Source organism: Oxalicibacterium sp. (assembly GCF_057353965.1).
The window spans coordinates 441,056-462,994 of sequence record NZ_JBMQZD010000001.1 but is presented as its reverse complement, the minus strand read 5'-3'; the positions used below and the strand labels follow the sequence as shown (position 1 = coordinate 462,994).

Here is a 21,939-nt window from a genome sequence, read left to right as displayed (position 1 = left end):
CCCATTAGCCGGCTGAAAAAATAAGTACCGAGTGTAAGGAAAGCCGCTTTCCTGCGTCAAGCAGATTTGTAGAGCTGGCAAGGCTTTGCAGCGAGGAAAGATGGCAAAAGATCAAGCGATGCACGGACAGATTGTCGATTGTGCATCCATGAACGACGCGATACTGACGATATTTGCGATCGTTTCTTCGCAATCGTTATACGGGCAGCGTCAGCGGAAACTGTTCTTCCACTCACGCAGCGCGGCGAACACAGTGACCGGATCGTTATTGTTTGCGCGGCCTTCCGATTCCAGCTGCGTGACGATGCCGGGCTCGCGGGTGCGCAGGAAGGGATTGGTCGCCTTTTCCAGTCCGATTGTCGACGGCACGGTCGGTACGCCGCTGTCGCGCTTGGCTTGTTCATCGCGCATGCGTGCGTCGATGGTGGTATTGCCCGGTTCGGCGGCCTGCGCGAAGCGCAGGTTGGACAACGTGTATTCGTGTGCGCAATAGACTTTTGTGTCGTCAGGCAGCGCCGCCAGCTTGTCGAGCGAGGCAAGGAACTGTTTCGGCGTGCCTTCGAACATGCGGCCGCAGCCGCCGGCGAAAAGCGTGTCGCCGCAGAACAGCCAGTGCTGTTCCGGCGCAAAGTAGGCGATGTGGCCGAGCGTATGGCCAGGCACGTCGAGCACCGACAGCGTCAGGTCTAGTTCGGGAACACGGACCGTGTCGCCTTCGCCCAGTGTTTGGGTGACGTTGGCAATGCGGTCGTTGCGCGGCGCATAGACCGGTACTTTTGCGTGCTGCAACAAGGTCGGGACGCCGCCGACGTGGTCAGCGTGATGATGTGTCAGTAGAATAGCAACCAGCGACAGCTTGTGCTTTTTCAATGCCGCCAGGATAGGCGCGGCGTCGCCCGGATCGACGACCGCGGCAGCGTTGCCGTCGTGGATGATCCACAGATAGTTGTCGTTGAACGCCGGGACGGTCAGTACATTCAGCATGGCATGGACAATATTTCGTCTGAAAAATCGATTATATCGCTCGGCGCCTGGCTACAAAGCCCGGCCGGCAGTTATGTGCGCGGCTGGGAACAGGACTGCCTGGAAAAATTGACCACAGACATCTTCGGTTTCCATGCCACGCAGATCGGCTTGCCACAGATCGAAGCACTGCGAGGCAGCCGCATGCCGCATACGTGGTTGACCGATGTACAACTTCCAGCGGCCGATCACGATAATACGGCGCGGCCGCTGGTGGCGATCCAGGAATTCGAGGAATTGCCTTATGCCTCCGCCAGCATCGATCTGGTCGTGCTGCCGCATGTGCTGGAGTTCGTGACCGAACCGCATCAGGTGCTGCGCGAAGTGGAGCGCGTGCTGATTCCCGAAGGACAAGTCATCATTTGCGGTTTCAATCCGTGGAGCCTGTGGGGGGCGCGCCAGATGCTCGGCCGCATCAGCGACGATTATTTCCTGCCGCAGGACGGTGACTTCATCGGCTTGCCACGCATCAAGGACTGGCTGAAGCTGCTGAACATGGAAACGGCAAATGGCTGTTTCGGTTGTTATGCACCGCCTTGCGAAACAGAAAAGTGGCTGAACCGTTTTACCTTCATGGAAAATGCCGGCGAACGCTGGTGGCCGGTGCTGGGCGCGGTCTACATCGTGCAGGCGATCAAGCGTGTCAAGGGCATGCGGCTGATCGGACCGGCCTGGAAGACGCACAAGGCAAAGGCGCGGCAAGGTGTGCCGGCGGCCAACAAGATACATAAACAAGGCGGGAATGGATAAGGTACAAATCTACACGGACGGCGCATGCAAGGGCAATCCGGGGCCGGGCGGCTGGGGTGCGCTGCTGATGTTCGGCCAGCACGAGAAGGAATTGTTCGGCGGCGAATCCGGCACGACCAACAATCGCATGGAACTGAAGGCCGTGATCGAGGCATTGAATACGCTGACGCGCCCGTGCGAAGTGATCGTGCATACCGACAGCCAGTACGTGCAGAAAGGCATCAGCGAATGGATACACGGCTGGAAGGCGCGCGGCTGGAAGACCGCGGCGAAGGAGCCGGTCAAGAATGCCGACTTGTGGCAGGAGCTCGACGCTGCACAGGCGCGCCATCAGGTCGAATGGCGCTGGGTGCGCGGGCATAACGGCCACCCGGAGAACGAACGTGCCGATGCGCTGGCAAATCGCGGCGTGGAAACCGTGGCGGCGGACTGACACAGCCTATAGACAGACATTGCAGAAATTGCAGAAGGAATAACCCATGCGACAAATTGTGCTCGATACCGAAACCACCGGCCTGAATGCGCGTTCGGGGGACCGCATCATCGAGATCGGTTGCGTGGAACTGGTCAATCGCCAGTTGACCGGCAACAATTTCCATCGCTACATCAATCCGGAGCGGGATTCGGAAGAAGGCGCGTTGGCGGTCCACGGCCTGACGACCGAATTCCTTAGCGACAAGCCGAAGTTCGCGGAAATTGCAGATGAACTGCACGCTTACATTCGCGATGCCGAAGTGATCATTCATAACGCACCGTTCGATCTCGGCTTCCTGGACGAAGAGTTCAAGCGGGTTTCGATGGGCAAGTTCACCGATCATGTCGCCGGTGTCATCGATACGCTGATGGAAGCCAAGAGCCTGTATCCGGGCAAGCGCAATTCGCTGGATGCCTTGTGCGATCGCTACGGCATCTCGAATGCACATCGCGTGCTGCACGGCGCATTGCTCGATGCGGAACTGCTCGCCGAAGTCTATCTGGCGATGACGCGCGGGCAGAACAGCCTGTCGATGGATCTGGAACCCGAAGTGGCGACGGCCGGTGTGGAGCTGGAAGTGGTGGCGCTGGCGGACATCATCGTGCATGTCGCCGATGCGGAGGAGCTTGCCGCGCACGCATCGCTGCTGGACGGTCTCGACAAGGAAGTAAGAGGTCAATCCGTGTGGCGTGCCGCCGAAGAAGCACATTGATGCGGCGGCACTTTTGTGCCATAATCCGCGTCTCTCCGGGAGGTTAGCTCAGGGGTAGAGCGATCGCCTCACACGCGATAGGTCACAAGTTCGAAACTTGTACTTCCCACCAGGACATTCCGCAAAAAGCCCGCCGAAAGGCGGGCTTTTTGTTTGCATGGAAAGTTTGCGCGGGAAATGCGTACATCTGAAAGATAGGGCGCGCATCGCCGTGGCGATTGCGCCGCAGCAGTGCTTCAGTTTTAGTTGCAGAAATCCAGCGGCAAGCGGCGCGGGAAATGCTGGCCGGCACCGGGCTTGTCGGCGTCGCGCAATGCGCGCCAGGTATAGGCCAGCGCATTTTCGACGGCCTGCATCATGTCTTCCCCTAATGCCAGACGGCCGGCCAGTGTACTGGCCAGCGTGCAGCCCGAGCCGTGATAGTTGCCCGGCAGACGTTCGCAGACAAAAGTCTTGAACGCGCCGTCGCGCGAATACAGGCGGTTGTGCACTTCATGTTCGCTGCCGTGACCGCCGGTGATCAGTAGATGCTGGCAGAAAGGCAGGATTTTCTCCGCGCATTGATCTGGCGTGCCGTCCGGCAGTTCGGCGAGGATGCGTGCCTCCGGCAGATTCGGCGTGGCGATCGTGGCGATCGGCAGCAGGCGCTCGCGCATCGCATAGCCGACGTCGTCCTTGCCCAGCGAACCGCCGCCGCCGGCACGCAGCACCGGGTCGCAGACGATCGGAACGTTCGGCAGGCGCTTCAGGATCTGCACGACGGTATCCACCATTTCCACCGAACCCAGCATGCCGAGCTTGACGCCGGCGATCGTCAGGTCCGAGATCACGGCATCGGCCTGCGCCAGTACCCATGCGGCATCGAGTACGCGGAAATCGGAAACGTCGATCGAGTTCTGCACGGTCAGCGCCGTGACAGTCGGCGCAGCGTGGCAGCCCTGCGCCATCAGCGCTTCGATGTCGGCCTGCAGGCCGGCGCCACCGCTCGGATCGTGGCCGGAAAGACAGAGAACGATGGGACGCGTACTGGAAGTGTTCATCTCGACAGAAATTGCTATGCGTTGAAACAGACGTGAATGGATGCGGTGCGGAATGCATTGCTGCAGAAGCGGAGCCGCATCGGGCGCCGGCTATTATAACTGCGGCATCGAGGGAAATTGCCGTATTCGCCAGCAGCTTGCGAATGGCGGCAATAGCCGCGCTATCGACCGACCGGAGCGTTTCAGGCAAACAGATGCGGCTGGCGCATCAGTTCGCGCATTTCGTCGGCTGGTAGCGGGTGGGCGATGAAAAAGCCCTGGATTTCGTCGCAGGTCAGCGTGCGCAGGATGGACAACTGCTCCGCTGTTTCCACGCCTTCGGCAACGACGCGCATGCCGAGCGCCTTTGCCATCGACACGATGGCGGTGAAGAAGCGTTCGCCGTCCTTGCCACGTCCAAGTTGCGATGTGAACGTACGATCGACTTTCAACACGTCGGTATCCATCCGGTGCAATTGCGACAGCGACGAATAGCCGGTGCCGAAGTCGTCGATGTGGATGCCGATGCCCATGCCGCTGAGGCCGGCGATTTGGTCGAAGAGGGCGCCGTCGCTATGCATCATCGCGGATTCGGTCAGTTCGATTTCCAGCAGCGACGATGGCAGCGCATATTTTTCCAGGCCGGCGGTGATCGTGCGTCGCACCTTGTCGTCGTCGAATTGGCGTGCCGAGATGTTGACCGAGATCGGCACGACGTCCAGCCCCTGGCTGCGCCAGTCCGTCACTTGCGCGCAGACCTTGTCGACCACGATGTCGCCGATCTGGCCGATCATGCCGGTTTCTTCTGCCAGCGCGATGAAATCGGCAGGCTGGATCAGGCCGCGTTCCGGATGCTGCCAGCGGATCAGCGCCTCGGCGCCGAGCAGCTTGCCCGAGTGGGCGTGTACGCGCGGCTGGTAATGGATCAGGAACTGATCGTCGTGGATTGCCTGCATCAGTTCCTGTTCGGTATCGAGGCGGTTCCGGATGGTTTCATACAGCATGCAGTCGTAGAAACGGAAGCGTCCCTTGCCGCCGTTCTTTGCAGCGTACATGGCGATGTCGGCATTCTTCAACAGCGTATCGACGTCACGACCGTCGCGCGGAAACATGCTGATGCCGATCGACGCGCCGATGCGATGCTTTTGCGGTACCGGGCCGCGCATCAGTTCGAACGGCTCGCACAGCGTCTGATTGAGTGCGCATGCGATGTGCGCGACTTCTTCTTCGGTATGCACGCCTTCCAGCACGACGGTGAATTCGTCGCCGCCGATGCGTATCACCTTGTCGGTCGAGCGCAGCACCGATTTCAACCGTGCCGCAACGGCGCACAGCAACTGGTCGCCGGCTGAATGGCCGAGCGTGTCGTTGATGATCTTGAAGTCGTCGAGGTCGATGAACAGAATGGCAATTTGTGCCGCGTTGTCGTGCGCGGCGACCAGTGCCTGCGGCAGGTATTGCATCAGCCAGCGGCGGTTGGGCAGCGCGGTCAGGCCGTCTTCGGAGGCGCGTCGGGCCAGTTCGCGTTCGTGGCGTTTGGATTCGCTGATGTCGCGCACGGTGACGGCGAGGCCGTTGTCGGAACGCACGAACTTGCGGTTCAGCCATTCGGCGGAGATGGGACTTTCTTCCGGTACCCGGTAATCATCCTCGTAGAAACCGGTTTCCATCGCGCTGCGATAGGTATGCATCAACCGCTCGAGGTATTCGCCGGAATAGAAGGTCGAAATGCGCGTGCGAAGAAAATCGCGCCGGTTCATGCCGAACAGTGCCGCGCCTTTTTCGTTGCAGTCGCCGATGCCAAAATCGACGATACGGCCGCTGCGGTTGCGATACGGCACGAGGATGTAGAAACCTTCGTTGCCGCCTTCGGTCGCGAGCCGGTAAGTTTCGCGTATCGATTCGGCCTGCCGTTTTCGCCAGTTCAGGCGAATCGATACCCAGCTTGCGACGATGGCGAATATGAACAATGCGATGCTGACTGCAATGGCGATCTGACGATACAGCGCGGCATCGCGTGCGTAAGCCTGCATTACCTGCGCGCGATCCAGCGCAACCAGGGCGACGAACGGATAGCCGTTCAGCTTTTGCTCGGCGACGATATATCGTTGCGCGCTCAGCAGGCCGGGTGTGCTGTCGGCCATGCCGCTGGCCTGCCACATTCTTTCGATGCCGTCCTCGCCGAGAAAGGCGAGGATACCGCCCTTGTCGAGCACTGGATCGCCGGCAAACAGCGAGAAGAATGCGGGCGCCACGCCCATCACCAGCACGCCACCGAACGAGCCGTCGCGCTTGTCGATGCGGCGCGTGGCCTGGATGATCTCGCGCCCGCTCAGTCGCCCGACGGTGCGTGCACCGAGCAACAGTTCGCTATCGGGATTGGTGCGATGGATGCGGAAATAATCGCGGTCGCTGACCGTGAATTGACGTGTGATCGGCATCGATGCCGTGACCGGCCTGCCGGTTTCGTCATAGATGGAAATCGAGACGAACTGCGGGATGCTCAACAGGCCGTTGGCGGCCATGTCACCGAAACTGGTGCGATTGTCGGATCGTTCCCAGCTGTATTTGATCTGCCGCGATAGCTGGTCCAGCTGTTCGACGGTGCGTGTCAGATATTGTGCATAGGTGCGTGAGATCGAGGTTGCCTGCCGGTATGCCTGTTCTTCCAGCGAGGCCTTGTCGTCGTCGAGCTTGGCGTCGATGACGCTCCAGAGGAGAGCGCTCAGAATCAACGCTATACCCGGATACAACAGCAGAAACCGCAGGTTGTGCCTGATGAAGAGGCTCCAGCCGTCACGAAAACGATTTTCGGGAATCTTCAGATGCATGGAGCGGCCGGGAAGAGCGAAAAGGTTGGAGGAATCCGGTGCGATGGCGATATATCGAGCTAACCGATATTTCCATGAGGCAATCGAAGCGGGGCAGTGTAGTGATTCATCGCAGGATGGGTATCCCATGTTCATGGGGGGATCGACGAAGCGCATCCATGCAATTAACAAATGCGTGCGCTGGGTGGAAGGTTTTAGACGATGTGGCGTAACAACACCGTATTGGCGCACTTTCCGGCTGTTGTTGTCCTTCATGGTTTAACAAAAAACGGCAGACCGTCCTTTTGGCAAACGAAGAATTAACATTCCATCCGCCCGAAAAAAGCTTATTCAAAGGGGCGAATGGAGAACTCTTGCTGTCTTGCTGTCATCCAACAGCGCGCGTACCATGGGCACGCAGCTCACTTTATCTTTGACGGAGGAATCGATGGCAGTCCACTTGATAGAAGCGGTGCGATTCAACGATGCAGGAGACAAGGTGGAAATGGTGCGATGGGGAAGAGGCCATCGCAAGGGGAATGGTTCGCCGGGCTGGGAAGCTGTCACGGTCGAACAGGATGTGAATCTCGTCGTCGATGCGCTGCATTTTGGCGACGAAGTGGCGACCGCCTTCCATGTGGGTGGTGAGATGGTGCTGGGACCGCGCGTGCACATTGTTGTGCATCAGCATGGCATTGAGGATATCGATACGATCGATCACAACGTGCCGGGACGTTCATTGATGGATCTGCCTAGGTTCTGACGGAATGCATCCATGCCGGCGGCGGCCTGGTTCATCGGCCGCCGCCGGTGCATTCCGCTTTCGCGGTCTGCCTGCAATTTCCCATGGCCCGCAATGTTGTGCACACGAATATCCTGTGCAGCGACAGTCTTTCTGCACATTCATTGTTTATCTGCTATCTTGCTGCTGGAACCGTAAGGCCCACAGCCTTGTCCCGGCCATGCTGCCGGGGCGGAACGAATTGACGTAACCGATTTCTGCCTTGCCTCGAGAAGGAGAGCGTTACATGAGATTTCATCCGCGACAGTCTCGTCGTCTGCCCATTTCTGCGCATGCACATCTTTCTTTTGCCCGCGTCTGTTTCGCGGCAGCGCGCACCTTGCACGGCAAGGTACGCGAACGCCACGAACTTCATTTTCTTGCCTGAGCTCAATCGCCGTTGTCCGGCGGCACTATCCTGTCGTTGATGTCGGATAGTCCGACGGCACGCCGTTCGTACTTCTTCAGATAGGGAGCAACAATGAACGATCGCAATCTTTCGGCTTCTTCCTCACTGGCGGAAATCGACGCCGCCCATTCTTCCCAACTTGACGCTGCCGTTCGTATACTCAATCAGCTACTGGGCAGTTTTCCGGGTGCGACCGTGCTGCGAACCGTGGGTGACGAGTTGAACCTGATCGAGGTCGCGACGCCGAAATTCAAGCTGCTGCTACGGGATCTGTCGGTGTTGCGCAAGCTGGTTTTCAACCGTAGCCCACTGCCGCTGGCCGATGCTTATATCAACGGACTGATCGACGTGCAGGGCGACTTGTATGCGGCACTGGGGCTGAAGCAGTATTTCCAGAATTTCGATTTCTCGCTAGGCAAGCGCTGGGCGCTGGTGCGCGATGCCTTGCGCCTGCCTTCGAAGCCGCGCGAATTCCCGGCAGGCCAGTTCGCCGCCGGCGGATTCCGGCATCGGCATTCGCGCAACAGCGACAAGGAAGCGATTTCCTTCCACTATGACGTCTCGAACGATTTCTACAGGCTGTGGCTGGATGAACAGATGGTCTATTCGTGTGCCTATTTCGAGACGCCGGACGAGTCGCTGGAGAAGGCGCAGTGCGGCAAGCTGGATCTGATCTGCCGCAAATTACGTCTGAAGCCGGGCGAACGCCTGCTCGATATCGGCTGCGGCTGGGGCGCGATGGTGTGCTGGGCGGCCAAGCATTACGGCGTGATGGCGCATGGCATCACACTGAGCGAGAAACAGTTCGAATATGCGCAGGCACGCATTCGCCGCGAAGGCCTGGAACATCTTGTGACGGTGGAATTGCGCGATTACCGCGATCTGGAAGGTGAGGGCGTGTACGACAAGGTATCGAGCATCGGCATGTTCGAGCATGTCGGCCTGGCGAACCTGCCGGTCTACAACGCGACGGTGATGCGCGTGCTGAAACCGGGCGGCCTGTTTCTCAATCACGGCATCACGCACGATTCGGAAGGCTGGAAACACACGGTCGATACCGAATTCATCAATCGCTATGTCTTCCCGGATGGCGAGCTGGATATGGTCAGCAACATCCAGCGGCGCATGGAGCAAACCGGTTTCGAAATTCACGACGTGGAGGCGTTGCGTCCGCATTACGCGATGACGCTGCGGCACTGGGTCAACCGGCTGGAGGCGCATCGCGAGGAAGCGCTGCAGCATGTCGGTGAAGCTGCATACCGCGTCTGGCGGCTTTACATGGCGGCCTGCGCGCGCGAATTCGAGTTGGGTGGAACCGGCATCTATCAGATCCTGTCGTCGAGACGGAACAATGGCATCACGCCGGTGCCCCTGACGCGCCAGGACATCTACGCCGGCAAGTCTGTCGGCTAGGAATCAGTAGCAGCCGCCGAAAGCGAAGATGGAGAAATCGACGATGTCGTCCGAGACGTCGTCGTAGTCGAGATCGGGATTTTCCTGTTTGGACTGGACAAGCGCTTCCTCGATCGCTTCGAGTTCGCCGCGTACGCGTGTGCTCAATCCTTCGGCGGTAAAGAGCGTCTGGATGGCTTCAAGTCGATGGAGCAGTTCTTCCGGTGTCGCCATGTTTTCCTCGAGACATTGTTGAGTGGGCCAGTTGCGTCTGCCGGTACGATTCATGCCGTGCGATGGCTCAATGAATCACAATGAGACGTTTGTCTATTATTCTGCCTAAAGACAAAAGAAAAGGCCCCACGTTTTCACGTAGGGCCTTGTATTCTGTGGCTCCCCGACCTGGACTCGAACCAGGGACCTGCGGATTAACAGTCCGTCGCTCTACCGACTGAGCTATCAGGGAACAGAGAACGAAATTATGGCGGATTAATCGGAAGTTGTCAAAGGCTGCGCAGCAATTTTTCTATTTTTCTGCAGAAAATTTTCGCGCAGCCTTCATTCCCGTTTTTACAAGACCTTCGCGATCGCCGAGACGACGTAATCGATGTTGCCGCTGTTCAGTGCAGCCACGCAGATGCGGCCCGTGTCGACAGCGTAGATCGAATACTCTTCGCGCAGGCGATCCACTTGCGCTTTCGTCAGGCCGGAGTACGAGAACATGCCACGTTGCTGGATCACGAAATCGAAATCGTGGCTCGGCGCTTGCGCTTTCAGTTTCTCGACGAAAGCCTGGCGCATTTCGCGGATGCGCACACGCATGCCGGCCAGTTCGTCTTCCCACAGCTTGCGCAGTTCCGGGCTGGCAAGCGCGGTCGCGACGACCTGACCACCGTGTGTCGGTGGGTTCGAATAGTTGGTGCGGATCACGCGCTTCAGTTGCGACAGCACGCGTGCGGCTTCTTCTGCGTTGTTGGCAACGATCGACAATGCGCCGACGCGTTCGCCGTACAGCGAGAACGATTTCGAGAACGAGTTCGAGACGAACACCGGGCCGCCGGCTTCGGCGAACTGGCGCACGACCTTGCCGTCGGATTCGATGCCATCGCCAAAGCCCTGATAGGCCATGTCGAGGAACGGGATCAGGCCGCGCGACGTGACGACGGCGATGACTTCCTTCCATTGTGCATCGGTCAGATCGGCGCCGGTCGGGTTGTGGCAGCAGGCGTGCAGCAGGATGATGGAACCGGCTGGAACCGATTTCAGCGTGTCCAGCATGCCGGCGAAATTCACGCCGTGCGATGCTTCTTCATAGTACGGATAGGTGTTGACGACGAAGCCGGCCGATTCGAACAGCGCGCGGTGGTTTTCCCAGCTTGGATCACTGATCCAGACTTGCGCGTTCGGCGAGAAGCGCTTCAGGAAGTCGGCACCCAGCTTCAGTGCGCCGGTACCGCCGATGGCTTGCGCGGTTACTGCGCGCTTGTCCTTGACAACCGAGCTATCGGCACCAAATACGAGGTCTTGCACTGCCTTGTCGTAAGCGACCAGGCCGTCGATCGGCAGGTAACCGCGTGGCGACAGCTTTTCCATCATCTGCGCTTCGGCCTTTCGTACGCATTCGAGCAACGGCAGCTTGCCGTTGTCATCATAGTAGACGCCGACGCCGAGGTTGGCTTTCTTCGGGTTCTTGTCTGCGTTGAAGGCTTCGGTGATGCCGAGGATAGGATCACGGGGCGCCATCTCGATGGCGGTAAGGAGCGAGGCAGGAATAGGTGCGTTCATCGTGATAACATCAAAAGTTGGCTGCAAGGACGTGATTGCAGACGGGTTGTATGAAGCGCAAGGCCACAAGTCTTGCGTGGAGAATGCAGCTCATAATTCTACCAAAGGTCAGGTGTCAATGTCTGATTTATCCCAAGTTCCTACATCTCCAGACGAATCGAAGTTCGTTACTTTCCCCGGGTCACCGTTCCGCCTGTACCAGCCGTTTCCGCCCGCCGGCGACCAGCCGGAGGCGATCGACAAGCTGGTGGAGGGCATCAACGACGGCCTGTTCTACCAGACGCTGCTGGGCGTGACTGGTTCGGGAAAAACTTATACGGTTGCCAACACGATTGCGCGCCTGGGGCGTCCGGCCATCGTGTTTGCGCCGAACAAGACGCTGGCGGCACAGCTGTACAGCGAATTCCGCGAGTTCTTTCCGCAGAACGCGGTGGAATACTTCGTCAGCTACTACGACTACTACCAGCCGGAAGCCTACGTTCCGCAGCGCGATCTGTTCATCGAGAAGGATTCGTCGATCAACGAGCATATCGAGCAGATGCGCCTGTCGTGCACGAAATCGCTGATGGAACGGCGTGATGTGGTCATCGTGGCAACGGTTTCGGCGATCTACGGTATCGGCAATCCGAACGAATACCACCAGATGATCCTGACGCTGCGCGCCAAGGACAAAATCAGCCAGCGCGACGTGATCGCGCGCCTGATCCAGATGCAGTACACGCGCAACGAAGTCGATTTCGGCCGCGGCACCTTCCGCGTGCGCGGCGACACGATCGACATTTTCCCGGCCGAGCATGCCGAACTGGCGGTGCGGCTGGAGATGTTCGACGACGAGGTTGAAAGCCTGCAGCTGTTCGATCCGCTGACCGGCCGCGTCAAGCAGAAGATTCCGCGCTTCACCGTCTATCCGGGCTCGCACTACGTGACGCCGCGCGCGACTGTGTTGCGCGCGATCGAGACGATCAAGGAGGAATTGCGCGGCCGTCTCGAATTCTTCCGCAAGGAAAACAAGCTGGTCGAAGAACAGCGGCTGGAACAGCGCACGCGCTTCGATCTGGAAATGATGCAGGAAATCGGTTTTACCAAGGGCATCGAAAACTATTCGCGGCATTTGAGCGGCGGCAAGCCTGGTGATCCGCCGCCGACGCTGGTCGATTACCTGCCGCCGGATGCGCTGATGTTCATGGACGAGTCGCACGTGTTGCTCGGCCAACTGAACGGCATGTACAACGGCGATCGCGCGCGCAAGACGAACCTGGTCGATTACGGTTTCCGTCTGCCGTCAGCGCTGGACAACCGGCCGCTGCGCTTCGACGAGTTTGAAAGCAAGATGCGGCAGACCGTGTTCGTTTCCGCCACGCCGGCCGATTACGAAAACCAGCATGCCGATCAGGTAGTGGAGCAGGTCGTGCGTCCGACCGGCCTTGTCGATCCGATCATTCACGTGCGGCCGGCTTCGACCCAAGTCGACGATCTGATGTCGGAAATTACGGACCGCGTGAAGAAGAACGAGCGCGTGCTGGTGACGACGCTGACCAAGCGCATGGCCGAACAGTTGACCGAATTCCTCAGCGACAACGGCATCAAGGTGCGCTACCTGCACAGCGACATCGACACGGTCGAGCGTGTCGAGATCATCCGCGATCTGCGTATCGGTACTTTCGACGTGCTGGTCGGCATCAACCTGTTGCGCGAAGGTCTGGATATTCCGGAAGTGTCACTGGTGGCAATCCTCGATGCGGACAAGGAAGGTTTCCTGCGTTCCGAGCGCAGCCTGATCCAGACCATCGGCCGCGCCGCACGCAACCTGCAGGGTACGGCGATCCTGTATGCGGATCAGATGACCGATTCGATGAAGCGCGCGATCGGCGAGACCGAGCGTCGCCGCGCCAAGCAGATGGCATTCAACGAGGCGCACGGCATTACGCCGGCCGGCATCCGCAAGGAAATCCGCGAACTGATCGACGGCGTCTATAGCCCGCACGAAGCGCGTCAGGAGCAACTGGTTGCGCAGGAGGCGGCAAAGTACGAATCGATGAGCGAAAAGCAGGTCAGCAAGGAAATCAAGCGTCTGGAAAAACTGATGATCGAACACGCCAAGAATCTGGAGTTCGAGAAGGCGGCGCAGGTACGCGATCAGCTGGGCGTTCTGAAAGAACAGTTGTTCGGCGCGAACGTCGGCGACCACTTGTCTTCCGGGACGGGCAAGTGACGCGTGCGAGGAAGGCCGTCGACGGTTTTGCCGTTGGCTGCCTGTTTCTGTGATTCCCGTTATTGCTGCTGTTTCCCGGCTTTCGCTTCAATCCTTACAGGAGCAAATGTGATTCCCCATTCATTCACGTCCCAGATCGCGCAGGCCCATTCATCGTGGCGGCCGATCATCGAAGCGGGCCTGCAGGCGATCGACGAAGCTTATCCGGATTATCTGGCGACGCTGGCGGACGGCCATTACCTGCCGAACGGCGGACGGGTGTTTGCCGCTTTCGCACAACCACTGGACGTGGTGCGCTACGTGCTGGTGGGCGAGGGACCTTATCCGCGACCGGACAGCGCCACCGGCGTCTGTTTCATGGACGGTGCCGTATCGCAGCTGTGGTCGGAAAAAGGTTTGTCCAAGCCGGTCAATCGCGCGACGTCGCTGCGCAATTTCATGAAAATGCTGTTAGTGGCGGACGGCCGGTTGAAGCCGGAGCAGACGACCGGCGAGGCGCTATCCGATGTGGCGCACAAGGCGCGCACTTCCGACCAAGTGATTCAGACGCTGCCCGAACTGCAGGCGAACCTAACGAAGCATGGCTTCCTGCTGCTGAACGCGACGCTGGTCTACCGTCCGGAAGTGCCGCCTTTGCGCGAAGCCAAGGCTTGGCTGCCATTCCTGCAAACGGTATTGGCGGCGCTGGCCGATCATGCGGTAAAGCAAGGAAAGGAGCCGCCGACGCTGGTGCTATGGGGCAAGATCGCGGTGCAGCTGGAAGCCTTGCCGGCTAACAGCCGCTTCCCGAAGAAGACGTCCGAGCATCCGTACAACCTGAGTTTCATCGGCAATGCGACGATGCAGCAGCTGTTCGGGCCGATGCACCTGCTACGGAAGCAGTAAGATCGGCAGCAAGAGATCAGATCAGGCTCATCTGCCGCTTGTCCTGAGCGGCAGCGATGCGCTGGTCGAGTTCGGCGAACAAGGAGGCCGGCGCAGCGGCGGGTTTGCGGTTGTCGGCCTTGATGTCGCGTGCCAGAAGACGGTCGATCATCATTTCGTAGAAGGCCGGCAGCGCGTTCGGATCATCATGCGCGTGGAAATGCTGGCGAATGATCATGCCGTCCCACATGCCGGTCAGGAACAGTGCCGTCTGTGCGGCATCCAGCGATGCATCCAGTTGCCCGCGCGCCTGCGCCACGCGCAGGATGTTGGTCAACCCCATCACCCATTCCGCTTCAATCTTGCGCAGCACGGCGCCGATGCGCTTGCTGCGCATGCCTTCCGCATAAACTTCCGTCATCAGGCCGGCATCGCCGCCGGCGCGATAGCGTTCGGCAAAGACCCGCGTGGTGGCGTATAGCGCTTGCGGCAGCGATTCCGCGTCGCGCATTTGCAACAGGATAGCCCGTGCCTGACGGCGCTCCTCTTCGACCATGGCTTCGATGATGGCTTCCTTGCCGGTGAAGTAGCGATAGACGGCACCGGGGCCGAGACCGGTTTCCGTGCAAATTTGCTGCATCGACGTCTGATGGAAACCGCTCTTGCGGAAGCATTTGGCCGCGGCTTTTAAAACTTCGGCGCGTTTCTTGTCGGCTTTTGGAGTGGGGGATTGCGGTGTGCGGGAAGCCATGCGATGGAAGATAACGAAGTTTCAGTCAATAAACGAAGCCTCAAGTATAGATTGAATGCTCATTCAATTCACTATTGAATTACATCCATTTTGCTGTGAAATTTTCTTGCGGGCTTTGCCGTGATTCCTCTTGCGAGAAGACGTTGTTTTGTGGAAATTATTAGACTGATCGATCATTCAAATTTGTGATCGGGAGTCGGGAAGGCGGCGGAGACAGAAGGGTCGTGTCATCGTTTTTCATGCTGGATCATATGGGGAGCAGAATCGTTTCGTGCCGACAGCCAACGGCCATTTTTGTGCTTCGTGACCTTGATCAATGATCCGTTTCATGGGGTGATCTACACTTGCTTTCGATGGCAAGTCCTTGATTTGTAGGTGATAGTGCTTACCTGACAGATTCAGTCAACTTTGTTATACTTGACAAAAATGATCAACAACTCCGGTTTTGGGCGGATTTTGAGGTCGGGATTCTCATGCGTTTGACTACGAAAGGTCGTTTTGCCGTGACGGCGATGATTGACTTGGCGATGCGCCAGGGCAATGGCCCGGTCACGCTTGCCGGCATCAGCCAGCGTCAGGAAATTTCCCTTTCCTATCTGGAGCAACTGTTCGGCAAGCTGCGCCGCCACGAGATCGTGGAATCGGTGCGCGGTCCGGGTGGCGGCTACAACCTGGCGCGCCCGGCAGAACAGGTGACGGTGGCCGACATCATCATCGCCGTCGACGAACCGCTGGACGCGACGCAGTGCGGCGGCAAGGAAAATTGCCATAGCCCGGAGCACGAGAACGGACCGCGCTGCATGACGCACGATCTGTGGACCACGCTGAATGCGAAGATGGTCGATTACCTGGATTCGGTTTCGCTGAAAGATCTGGTCGATCAGCAGAACCAGAAGATCGCGGAACAACAAAGCGTCGTGGTGGTGCATCGCAACCACGCCGCGGCTTGATAGACAACCTGGAGTCAACATGAATGCCCCGCTGGATAAAAGCCTGATCGACACCATCAAGGCGCCCCATTTTCCGATCTACATGGACTATTCGGCGACGACGCCGATCGATCCGCGTGTGGCGGACAAGATGATTCCGTATCTGCGCGAGCAGTTCGGCAATCCGGCTTCGCGCAGCCACATGTACGGCTGGGCGGCGGAAAAGGCAGTGGAAGATGCGCGCGCCGAAGTCGCTGCGCTGGTCAATGCCGATCCGCGTGAGATCATCTGGACTTCCGGCGCGACAGAAAGCAACAACCTCGCGCTGAAGGGCGCCGCGCATTTTTACAAGACCAAGGGCAAGCACATCATCACGGTCAAGACCGAGCACAAGGCTGTGCTGGATACCGTGCGCGAACTGGAGCGCGAAGGCTTCGAAGCGACCTACCTGCAGCCGCAGGACAACGGCCTGATCACGATTGAGCAACTGGCCGAAGCGATCCGCCCGGACACGATCCTGGTCTCCGTGATGCTGGTCAACAACGAGATTGGCGTCATTCAGCCGATCGCCGAAATCGGCGAACTGTGCCGCAGCAAGGGCATCATTTTCCATTCGGATGCGGCGCAGGCGACTGGCAAGGTGAAGATCGATCTGGAAAACACCAAAGTCGATCTGATGAGTTTCTCCGCGCACAAGACCTACGGCCCGAAAGGTATCGGCGCGCTGTACGTACGCCGCAAGCCGCGCGTGCGTATCGAAGCGCAGATGCACGGCGGCGGCCATGAGCGCGGTCTGCGTTCCGGGACGCTGGCGACGCATCAGATCGTCGGCATGGGCGAGGCGTTCCGCATTGCCCGTGAGGAAATGGATTCCGAACTGGCACGCATTCGCGGCCTGCGCGATCGTCTGGCCAAAGGCCTGACCGAGATCGAAGAGGTCTACATCAACGGCGACATGGATCATCGCGTGCCGCACAACCTGAACGTCAGTTTCAATTACGTCGAAGGCGAGTCGCTGATCATGGCGATCAAGGATCTGGCAGTTTCTTCCGGTTCCGCTTGTACTTCGGCCAGTCTGGAACCATCTTACGTATTGAGGGCGCTGGGTCGCAGCGACGAACTGGCGCATAGCTCGATCCGTTTCACGATCGGCCGTTTCACGACGGAAGACGAAGTCGATTTCACGATCAATCTGATCAAGGAAAAAGTCGCCAAGCTGCGCGAACTGTCACCGCTGTGGGACATGTACAAGGAAGGGATCGACCTGAATTCGATCCAGTGGGCTGCGCACTGATCGCGGCATAGCAACGGTTTATTCAAGGAGCATTCAAATGGCTTACTCGGACAAGGTCCTCGACCACTACGAAAACCCGCGCAATGTCGGCGCTTTCGACAAGGGCGATGACACCATCGGTACCGGCATGGTCGGCGCGCCGGCATGCGGCGACGTGATGAAACTGCAAATCAAGGTCGGCGCCGATGGCGTGATCGAAGATGCGAAATTCAAGACCTACGGCTGCGGCTCGGCGATCGCTTCGTCGTCGCTGGTGACTGAATGGGTCAAGGGCAAGACGCTGGATCAGGCACTGTCGATCAAGAACACGCAGATTGCCGAAGAACTGGCATTGCCGCCGGTGAAGATCCACTGCTCGATCCTGGCGGAAGACGCGATCAAGGCAGCCGTGCAGGACTATAAGTCCCGTCACGGTGGCGCGGACGCGAAAGAAGCGGCTTGAGTTTAAGGCGGCGCGCATGACGCGTGCCGGGTGCGGTTTGCGAGGCAGGAAACATGGCAATCACATTGACTGAAAAAGCGGCGAAACACGTCAACCGTTATCTGGAGCGACGCGGCAAGGGTATCGGCCTGCGCTTCGGCGTGCGCACGACCGGCTGTTCCGGTCTGGCGTACAAGCTCGAATACGTGGACGAAAGCGCCAGTGAAGACGCGGTGTTCGAATCGCACGGCGTCAAGGTCTTCGTCGATCCGAAAAGCCTGCCTTACATCGACGGCACCGAACTCGATTTCGCCCGCGAGGGATTGAACGAGGGCTTCAAGTTCCACAATCCCAACGTCAAGGACGAATGCGGTTGCGGCGAAAGCTTCCGTATCTGACGATTCGCCGGCGGCGCTGATGCCGCCAGTGGCGCATGTTTGATGAGCCTGTCGAATTCGCGCAGGCTTTTTTATTTGAAGGCATTGCCAGTTGCAGAACCATTTCGAGCTATTCCATCTGCCGCAGCAGTTCGACATCGATGCGAAGGCGCTCGATGCTGCCTATCACGAAGTGCAGAACCAGGTGCATCCCGACAAGTTCGCCAGCGCATCGGACGCGGAAAAGCGGGTGGCGATGCAATGGGCCACGCGCGCCAACGAGGCCTACAAGACACTGAAGAATCCGTACAAGCGCGCCGCTTATCTGTGCGAACTGAACGGCGTCGATCTGCAGACCGAATCGAACACGGCGATGCCGGTCGATTTCCTGATGCAGCAGATGGAATGGCGCGAAGCGCTCGACGATGCGCGCGGACAGAAGGATCGCGCCGGATTGGAAAAACTGGAAGCCGATCTGCGCGGTGCGCGCAAGGACACACTGGCGCAGGTCGGCGGATTGCTGGATGCGCAGGATTTCACGCAGGCTGCAGAAAAGGTGCGGCAACTGATGTTTCTGGAAAGGTTTGCCGACGAAGTGGCGAACGCTTTCGAACTGCTGCCGGATTGACCGGCATACAAGATCAATGACGCGGATTGTGCCTCGACCGGTGATCCGCATCGGAACGAATCGACGAACATGGCTCTTCTTCAAATCGCCGAACCCGGCATGTCCACTGCGCCGCACCAGCACAGGCTGGCGGTCGGCATCGATCTGGGCACCACCAATTCGCTGGTGGCGACGGTGCGCAACAGCATTCCCGAAGTCCTGAATGATGAGGAAGGGCGCTCGTTGCTGCCTTCCGTCGTGCGTTATCTGACGAACGGTCACGCACACATCGGCTACAAGGCGCAGGCGGAACAGAACGCCGATCCGAAGAACACGATCGCCTCGGTCAAGCGCTTCATGGGACGCGGGCTGAAGGACATCGCCTATGCGGAAAACCTGCCGTACGATTTCATCGATTCGCCCGGCATGGTGCAATTGAAGACGGCGGCCGGCATCAAGAGTCCGGTCGAGGTATCGGCCGAAATTCTGGCGACGCTGCGCCAGCGCGCGGAAGATGCGCTGGGCGACGACTTGGTCGGCGCCGTCATCACGGTGCCGGCCTATTTCGACGATGCGCAGCGCCAGGCAACCAAGGATGCGGCGAAGCTGGCCGGTCTGAACGTGCTGCGCCTGCTGAACGAACCGACGGCTGCAGCAATTGCCTACGGACTCGACAACGGTTCGGAAGGCGTCTATGCGGTCTACGATCTTGGCGGCGGCACCTTCGACATTTCCATTTTGAAGCTCACCAAGGGCGTGTTCGAAGTGTTGGCGACGGGCGGCGATTCGGCATTGGGCGGCGACGATTTTGATCATCGCCTGTTCTGCTGGATCATCAACCAAGCCAAGCTGGATCCGCTGAATGAGGAAGACACCAGCCTGCTGATGACGAAGGCGCGCGAAGCGAAGGAACTGCTGTCGTCGAAGGCCGAAACGCATATCGATGCCGTGCTGAGTACCGGCGAGGAAGTGCACGTGACGGTGCGCGCCGAAGAATTTGTCGAAATGACGCAGCATCTGGTCGCCAAAACGATCACGCCGAGCCGCAAGGCGCTGCGCGATGCGGAGCTGACCGTTGACGACGTCGATGGTGTGGTGCTGGTCGGTGGTGCCACCCGCATGCCGCACGTGCGCAAGGCGGTCGGCGATTTCTTCCAGTCCACGCCGCTGGCCAATATCGATCCGGACAAGGTCGTCGCGCTTGGCGCGGCGGTGCAGGCCAATCTGCTGGCCGGCAATCGCGCCGCAGGTGATGACTGGCTGTTGCTGGACGTGATTCCGTTGTCGCTCGGTATCGAGACGATGGGCGGACTGGTCGAAAAAGTCATTCCGCGCAATTCCACGATTCCATGCGCGCGTGCGCAGGAGTTCACGACCTTCAAGGACGGCCAGACCGCGATGGCGATCCATATCGTGCAGGGCGAGCGCGAACTGGTCAGTGATTGCCGTTCACTGGCGAAGTTCGAGTTGCGCGGCATTCCGCCGATGGCGGCCGGTGCGGCGCGTATCCGCGTGACGTATCAGGTCGATGCCGACGGTTTGCTGTCGGTAGCGGCGCGCGAACTGCGTTCCGGCGTCGAGGCGTCGATTGAGGTCAAGCCATCGTACGGGCTGGCCGACGACCAAGTGGCGCAGATGCTGCAGGATTCGTTCAAGTCGGCGGAAATGGATATGGCCGCTCGTGCACTCCGCGAAGAGCAGGTCGAAGCGCAGCGCATCATTCTCGCGACCGAATCGGCGCTGGAAGCGGACGGCGCATTGCTGTCCGACGACGAACGTGCCGGCATCGATGCGATGCTGGCTGACGTGCGGACGAAGGCGCAGGGCAGCGATCATCAGGCCATCAAGATGGCGATCGAGGCGCTGGCCCATGGCACGGAAGACTTTGCCGCGCGCCGCATGGACCGCAGCGTACGCGCCGCCTTGTCGGGCCGCAAGCTGGAAGAAATCTGACACAAACACACAACGCCGGGTTATCCGGCAAGCAATCAACTCCGAGGTGACAAGTGCCCCAAATCGTCGTTCTTCCCCATCACACCTTATGCCCGGACGGGGCGGTTATTGAAGCGCCGGCCGGCAAGTCGGTTTGCGATGCCTTGCTGGAAAATGACATCGACATCGAGCATGCGTGCGAGAAATCCTGCGCCTGCACGACCTGCCACGTCATCGTGCGCGAAGGCTTCGATTCGCTGAATGAAGCCGAGGAAAAGGAAGAAGATCTGCTGGACAAGGCATGGGGACTGGAAGCGAATTCGCGCCTGTCCTGCCAGGCGATCGTGGCCGACGAAGATCTGGTCGTCGAGATTCCGCGCTACACGATCAACCACGCCAGCGAAAACCACTGAGGAACGTCATCATGAAATGGACCGATACCATCCGCATCGCGGAAGAACTGAACGACAAGTTTCCGGACATCGACCCGCTGACTGTGCGTTTCACCGATCTGCATCGCTGGGTGTGCGAACTGGACGGCTTCGATGACGATCCCGAACGTTCGGGAGAAAAGATTCTGGAAGCGATCCAGATGGCATGGATCGAGGAAGCGCAGTAATCGTCAGGATTCGGAAATAAAAAAGCGGCCCGTGAGGCCGCTTTTTTCATGCATTGCGTATTTGATCCGACGCGTGAATCTGCTGGAAATCAGGCTGCGCGCAGATAGCCGTCGACCACACGCACGCGATCGCCTTCACGCCACGGCGGCGGGTTGTTGTACGGGAAGTTGCGGATCTTGCCGTCTTCCATGCGGACGCGTACTTCGTAGGTCGTGCGGGTGCGCGTACGCTTCTCGATTTCGTTGCCGGCATAACCGCCACCGACTGCACCGGCAACGGTAGCCAGCGTACGGCCGCTGCCGCCGCCGATCTGGTTGCCGAGCAGGCCGCCGACGACTGCGCCGCCGACCACACCGACGCCGCTCGGAGGTGCAGCAGACTGCACGCTACGCACGGCCTCCACGCGACCGCAACTGGTGCAGGCGGCTGTTGCCTTCGCTGTGCGCGTTGGCGTGCTTTCGCGTACGGGAGCCTGGGATTTCTGGTCGCTGACGACCTTATCCGTCTTCGTATCGACGGTCGCGACTTCTTCCTGCGGATTGTTTGTGCTGTTGGAATTCGGCAGTAGGCCAGTCATCGCGGCGACGCCGACCAGGCTGAAAAGCAGGACGCCGACAGCAGCGGCAGCGACCAGCGGATGAATGCGACGTGATGTGCTTTGCGTTTCCATGGTGTTCCTCCAAAGTGCACACATATTCTTGTGTGAATGCAGTATTGCCGGGTCGCTACCAAATGAAAAGCAGGATCTTGTGTCAGATGTAAGCCGATGTAACTTG

At 59.0% G+C, this 21,939-nt stretch carries 22 protein-coding genes and 2 tRNA genes; 16 read left to right on the top strand and 8 right to left on the bottom strand.

Annotated features, from left to right (window positions below; translation table 11 throughout):
• Nucleotides 1–210: 210 nt before the first annotated feature.
• Complete coding sequence (gene gloB / locus ACO1VH_RS02335) at nt 211–984, bottom strand: hydroxyacylglutathione hydrolase (RefSeq protein ID WP_486242145.1); 774 nt, start codon at nt 982–984, stop codon at nt 211–213.
• A gap of 3 nt (nt 985–987) precedes the next feature.
• On the opposite strand from gloB, the gene ACO1VH_RS02330 reads away from it, so the two are divergent.
• The 4 genes from ACO1VH_RS02330 to ACO1VH_RS02315 all read left to right on the top strand — a co-directional run bounded on the left by ACO1VH_RS02330 (nt 988) and on the right by ACO1VH_RS02315 (nt 3,072).
• The gene (locus tag ACO1VH_RS02330) at nt 988–1,773 is read left to right on the top strand and encodes a class I SAM-dependent methyltransferase (RefSeq protein ID WP_486242143.1); all 786 of its coding nucleotides are present in this window, start codon (nt 988–990) and stop codon (nt 1,771–1,773) included.
• Nucleotides 1,766–2,206 (top strand): ribonuclease HI, encoded by a 441-nt coding sequence (gene rnhA, locus ACO1VH_RS02325; RefSeq protein WP_486242141.1) that lies wholly within the window; start codon nt 1,766–1,768, stop codon nt 2,204–2,206. Before ACO1VH_RS02330 ends, rnhA begins: the two co-directional genes overlap by 8 nt.
• 46 nt (nt 2,207–2,252) lie before the next feature.
• Complete coding sequence (gene dnaQ, locus ACO1VH_RS02320) at nt 2,253–2,960, top strand: DNA polymerase III subunit epsilon (RefSeq protein ID WP_486242139.1); 708 nt, start codon at nt 2,253–2,255, stop codon at nt 2,958–2,960.
• Between the two features lie 37 nt (nt 2,961–2,997).
• A tRNA-Val gene (locus ACO1VH_RS02315) sits at nt 2,998–3,072 on the top strand.
• 130 nt (nt 3,073–3,202) lie between these two features.
• On the opposite strand, the gene ACO1VH_RS02310 is transcribed toward ACO1VH_RS02315, so the two are convergent.
• Both ACO1VH_RS02310 and ACO1VH_RS02305 read right to left on the bottom strand, forming a co-directional pair.
• Nucleotides 3,203–4,000 (bottom strand): hydroxymethylpyrimidine/phosphomethylpyrimidine kinase, encoded by a 798-nt coding sequence (locus ACO1VH_RS02310; protein WP_486242137.1) that lies wholly within the window; start codon nt 3,998–4,000, stop codon nt 3,203–3,205.
• A 182-nt stretch (nt 4,001–4,182) separates the two neighbouring features.
• Complete coding sequence (locus ACO1VH_RS02305; protein WP_486242135.1) at nt 4,183–6,810, bottom strand: bifunctional diguanylate cyclase/phosphodiesterase; 2,628 nt, start codon at nt 6,808–6,810, stop codon at nt 4,183–4,185.
• 427 nt (nt 6,811–7,237) lie between these two features.
• Here ACO1VH_RS02305 and ACO1VH_RS02300 point away from each other — a divergent pair, with 427 nt between their 5' ends.
• On the top strand, nt 7,238–7,552 hold the full coding sequence (locus ACO1VH_RS02300; RefSeq protein WP_486242133.1) for a hypothetical protein: 315 nt from the start codon (nt 7,238–7,240) through the stop codon (nt 7,550–7,552).
• Nucleotides 7,553–8,051: 499 nt separating this feature from the next.
• The gene (locus ACO1VH_RS02295; protein WP_486242131.1) at nt 8,052–9,392 is read left to right on the top strand and encodes a class I SAM-dependent methyltransferase; all 1,341 of its coding nucleotides are present in this window, start codon (nt 8,052–8,054) and stop codon (nt 9,390–9,392) included.
• A gap of 3 nt (nt 9,393–9,395) precedes the next feature.
• Here the strand turns inward: ACO1VH_RS02295 and ACO1VH_RS02290 are convergent, their stop codons facing one another.
• The 3 genes from ACO1VH_RS02290 to ACO1VH_RS02280 form a co-directional block, all read right to left on the bottom strand.
• Nucleotides 9,396–9,605, bottom strand: a complete 210-nt coding sequence (locus ACO1VH_RS02290; protein ID WP_486242129.1) for a hypothetical protein — start codon at nt 9,603–9,605, stop codon at nt 9,396–9,398.
• A gap of 156 nt (nt 9,606–9,761) precedes the next feature.
• Nucleotides 9,762–9,837, bottom strand: a tRNA-Asn gene (locus tag ACO1VH_RS02285).
• A gap of 104 nt (nt 9,838–9,941) precedes the next feature.
• Nucleotides 9,942–11,156, bottom strand: coding sequence for an amino acid aminotransferase (locus ACO1VH_RS02280; RefSeq protein WP_486242127.1), 1,215 nt, complete (start codon nt 11,154–11,156; stop codon nt 9,942–9,944).
• 118 nt (nt 11,157–11,274) lie between these two features.
• On the opposite strand from ACO1VH_RS02280, the gene uvrB reads away from it, so the two are divergent.
• Both uvrB and ACO1VH_RS02270 read left to right on the top strand, forming a co-directional pair.
• Nucleotides 11,275–13,368, top strand: a complete 2,094-nt coding sequence (gene uvrB, locus ACO1VH_RS02275) for an excinuclease ABC subunit UvrB (protein WP_486242126.1) — start codon at nt 11,275–11,277, stop codon at nt 13,366–13,368.
• A 108-nt stretch (nt 13,369–13,476) separates the two neighbouring features.
• The gene (locus tag ACO1VH_RS02270; RefSeq protein ID WP_486242124.1) at nt 13,477–14,253 is read left to right on the top strand and encodes a uracil-DNA glycosylase family protein; all 777 of its coding nucleotides are present in this window, start codon (nt 13,477–13,479) and stop codon (nt 14,251–14,253) included.
• A gap of 16 nt (nt 14,254–14,269) precedes the next feature.
• Here the strand turns inward: ACO1VH_RS02270 and ACO1VH_RS02265 are convergent, their stop codons facing one another.
• Nucleotides 14,270–14,872, bottom strand: coding sequence for a TetR family transcriptional regulator C-terminal domain-containing protein (locus tag ACO1VH_RS02265; RefSeq protein ID WP_486242122.1), 603 nt, complete (start codon nt 14,870–14,872; stop codon nt 14,270–14,272).
• 584 nt (nt 14,873–15,456) lie between these two features.
• Between ACO1VH_RS02265 and iscR the strand changes: the two genes are divergently transcribed.
• From iscR to iscX, 8 genes are all read left to right on the top strand, one after another.
• Nucleotides 15,457–15,933, top strand: coding sequence for a Fe-S cluster assembly transcriptional regulator IscR (gene iscR / locus ACO1VH_RS02260; protein ID WP_486242120.1), 477 nt, complete (start codon nt 15,457–15,459; stop codon nt 15,931–15,933).
• 19 nt (nt 15,934–15,952) lie between these two features.
• On the top strand, nt 15,953–17,206 hold the full coding sequence (locus ACO1VH_RS02255) for an IscS subfamily cysteine desulfurase (protein WP_486242119.1): 1,254 nt from the start codon (nt 15,953–15,955) through the stop codon (nt 17,204–17,206).
• Between the two features lie 37 nt (nt 17,207–17,243).
• A complete protein-coding gene (gene iscU, locus ACO1VH_RS02250; protein ID WP_486242117.1) occupies nt 17,244–17,648 on the top strand; it encodes a Fe-S cluster assembly scaffold IscU in 405 nt (134 codons plus the stop codon).
• Nucleotides 17,649–17,701: 53 nt separating this feature from the next.
• Complete coding sequence (gene iscA / locus ACO1VH_RS02245; protein WP_486242115.1) at nt 17,702–18,025, top strand: iron-sulfur cluster assembly protein IscA; 324 nt, start codon at nt 17,702–17,704, stop codon at nt 18,023–18,025.
• A gap of 91 nt (nt 18,026–18,116) precedes the next feature.
• On the top strand, nt 18,117–18,632 hold the full coding sequence (gene hscB / locus ACO1VH_RS02240) for a Fe-S protein assembly co-chaperone HscB (RefSeq protein ID WP_486242113.1): 516 nt from the start codon (nt 18,117–18,119) through the stop codon (nt 18,630–18,632).
• 69 nt (nt 18,633–18,701) lie between these two features.
• Complete coding sequence (gene hscA, locus ACO1VH_RS02235; protein ID WP_486242112.1) at nt 18,702–20,564, top strand: Fe-S protein assembly chaperone HscA; 1,863 nt, start codon at nt 18,702–18,704, stop codon at nt 20,562–20,564.
• 53 nt (nt 20,565–20,617) lie between these two features.
• Nucleotides 20,618–20,956: an ISC system 2Fe-2S type ferredoxin gene (gene fdx, locus ACO1VH_RS02230; protein WP_486242110.1), complete on the top strand. Its 339-nt coding sequence runs from the start codon at nt 20,618–20,620 to the stop codon at nt 20,954–20,956.
• Nucleotides 20,957–20,967: 11 nt separating this feature from the next.
• A complete protein-coding gene (gene iscX / locus ACO1VH_RS02225) occupies nt 20,968–21,162 on the top strand; it encodes a Fe-S cluster assembly protein IscX (RefSeq protein WP_486242108.1) in 195 nt (64 codons plus the stop codon).
• Between the two features lie 89 nt (nt 21,163–21,251).
• Here iscX and ACO1VH_RS02220 read toward each other — a convergent pair whose 3' ends face one another.
• Entirely contained in the window at nt 21,252–21,833 is a 582-nt protein-coding gene (locus ACO1VH_RS02220) for a glycine zipper 2TM domain-containing protein (protein ID WP_486242106.1), read from the bottom strand.
• Nucleotides 21,834–21,939: the final 106 nt, after the last annotated feature.

Coding starts and splice junctions, on each gene's coding strand:
- gloB (WP_486242145.1), bottom strand. CDS start 984: ATGCTGAATGTACTGACCGTCCCGGCGTTCAACGACAACTATCTGTGG.
- ACO1VH_RS02330 (WP_486242143.1), top strand. CDS start 988: ATGGACAATATTTCGTCTGAAAAATCGATTATATCGCTCGGCGCCTGG.
- rnhA (WP_486242141.1), top strand. CDS start 1,766: ATGGATAAGGTACAAATCTACACGGACGGCGCATGCAAGGGCAATCCG.
- dnaQ (WP_486242139.1), top strand. CDS start 2,253: ATGCGACAAATTGTGCTCGATACCGAAACCACCGGCCTGAATGCGCGT.
- ACO1VH_RS02310 (WP_486242137.1), bottom strand. CDS start 4,000: ATGAACACTTCCAGTACGCGTCCCATCGTTCTCTGTCTTTCCGGCCAC.
- ACO1VH_RS02305 (WP_486242135.1), bottom strand. CDS start 6,810: ATGCATCTGAAGATTCCCGAAAATCGTTTTCGTGACGGCTGGAGCCTC.
- ACO1VH_RS02300 (WP_486242133.1), top strand. CDS start 7,238: ATGGCAGTCCACTTGATAGAAGCGGTGCGATTCAACGATGCAGGAGAC.
- ACO1VH_RS02295 (WP_486242131.1), top strand. CDS start 8,052: ATGAACGATCGCAATCTTTCGGCTTCTTCCTCACTGGCGGAAATCGAC.
- ACO1VH_RS02290 (WP_486242129.1), bottom strand. CDS start 9,605: ATGGCGACACCGGAAGAACTGCTCCATCGACTTGAAGCCATCCAGACG.
- ACO1VH_RS02280 (WP_486242127.1), bottom strand. CDS start 11,156: ATGAACGCACCTATTCCTGCCTCGCTCCTTACCGCCATCGAGATGGCG.
- uvrB (WP_486242126.1), top strand. CDS start 11,275: ATGTCTGATTTATCCCAAGTTCCTACATCTCCAGACGAATCGAAGTTC.
- ACO1VH_RS02265 (WP_486242122.1), bottom strand. CDS start 14,872: ATGCAGCAAATTTGCACGGAAACCGGTCTCGGCCCCGGTGCCGTCTAT.
- iscR (WP_486242120.1), top strand. CDS start 15,457: ATGCGTTTGACTACGAAAGGTCGTTTTGCCGTGACGGCGATGATTGAC.
- ACO1VH_RS02255 (WP_486242119.1), top strand. CDS start 15,953: ATGAATGCCCCGCTGGATAAAAGCCTGATCGACACCATCAAGGCGCCC.
- iscU (WP_486242117.1), top strand. CDS start 17,244: ATGGCTTACTCGGACAAGGTCCTCGACCACTACGAAAACCCGCGCAAT.
- iscA (WP_486242115.1), top strand. CDS start 17,702: ATGGCAATCACATTGACTGAAAAAGCGGCGAAACACGTCAACCGTTAT.
- hscA (WP_486242112.1), top strand. CDS start 18,702: ATGGCTCTTCTTCAAATCGCCGAACCCGGCATGTCCACTGCGCCGCAC.
- iscX (WP_486242108.1), top strand. CDS start 20,968: ATGAAATGGACCGATACCATCCGCATCGCGGAAGAACTGAACGACAAG.
- ACO1VH_RS02220 (WP_486242106.1), bottom strand. CDS start 21,833: ATGGAAACGCAAAGCACATCACGTCGCATTCATCCGCTGGTCGCTGCC.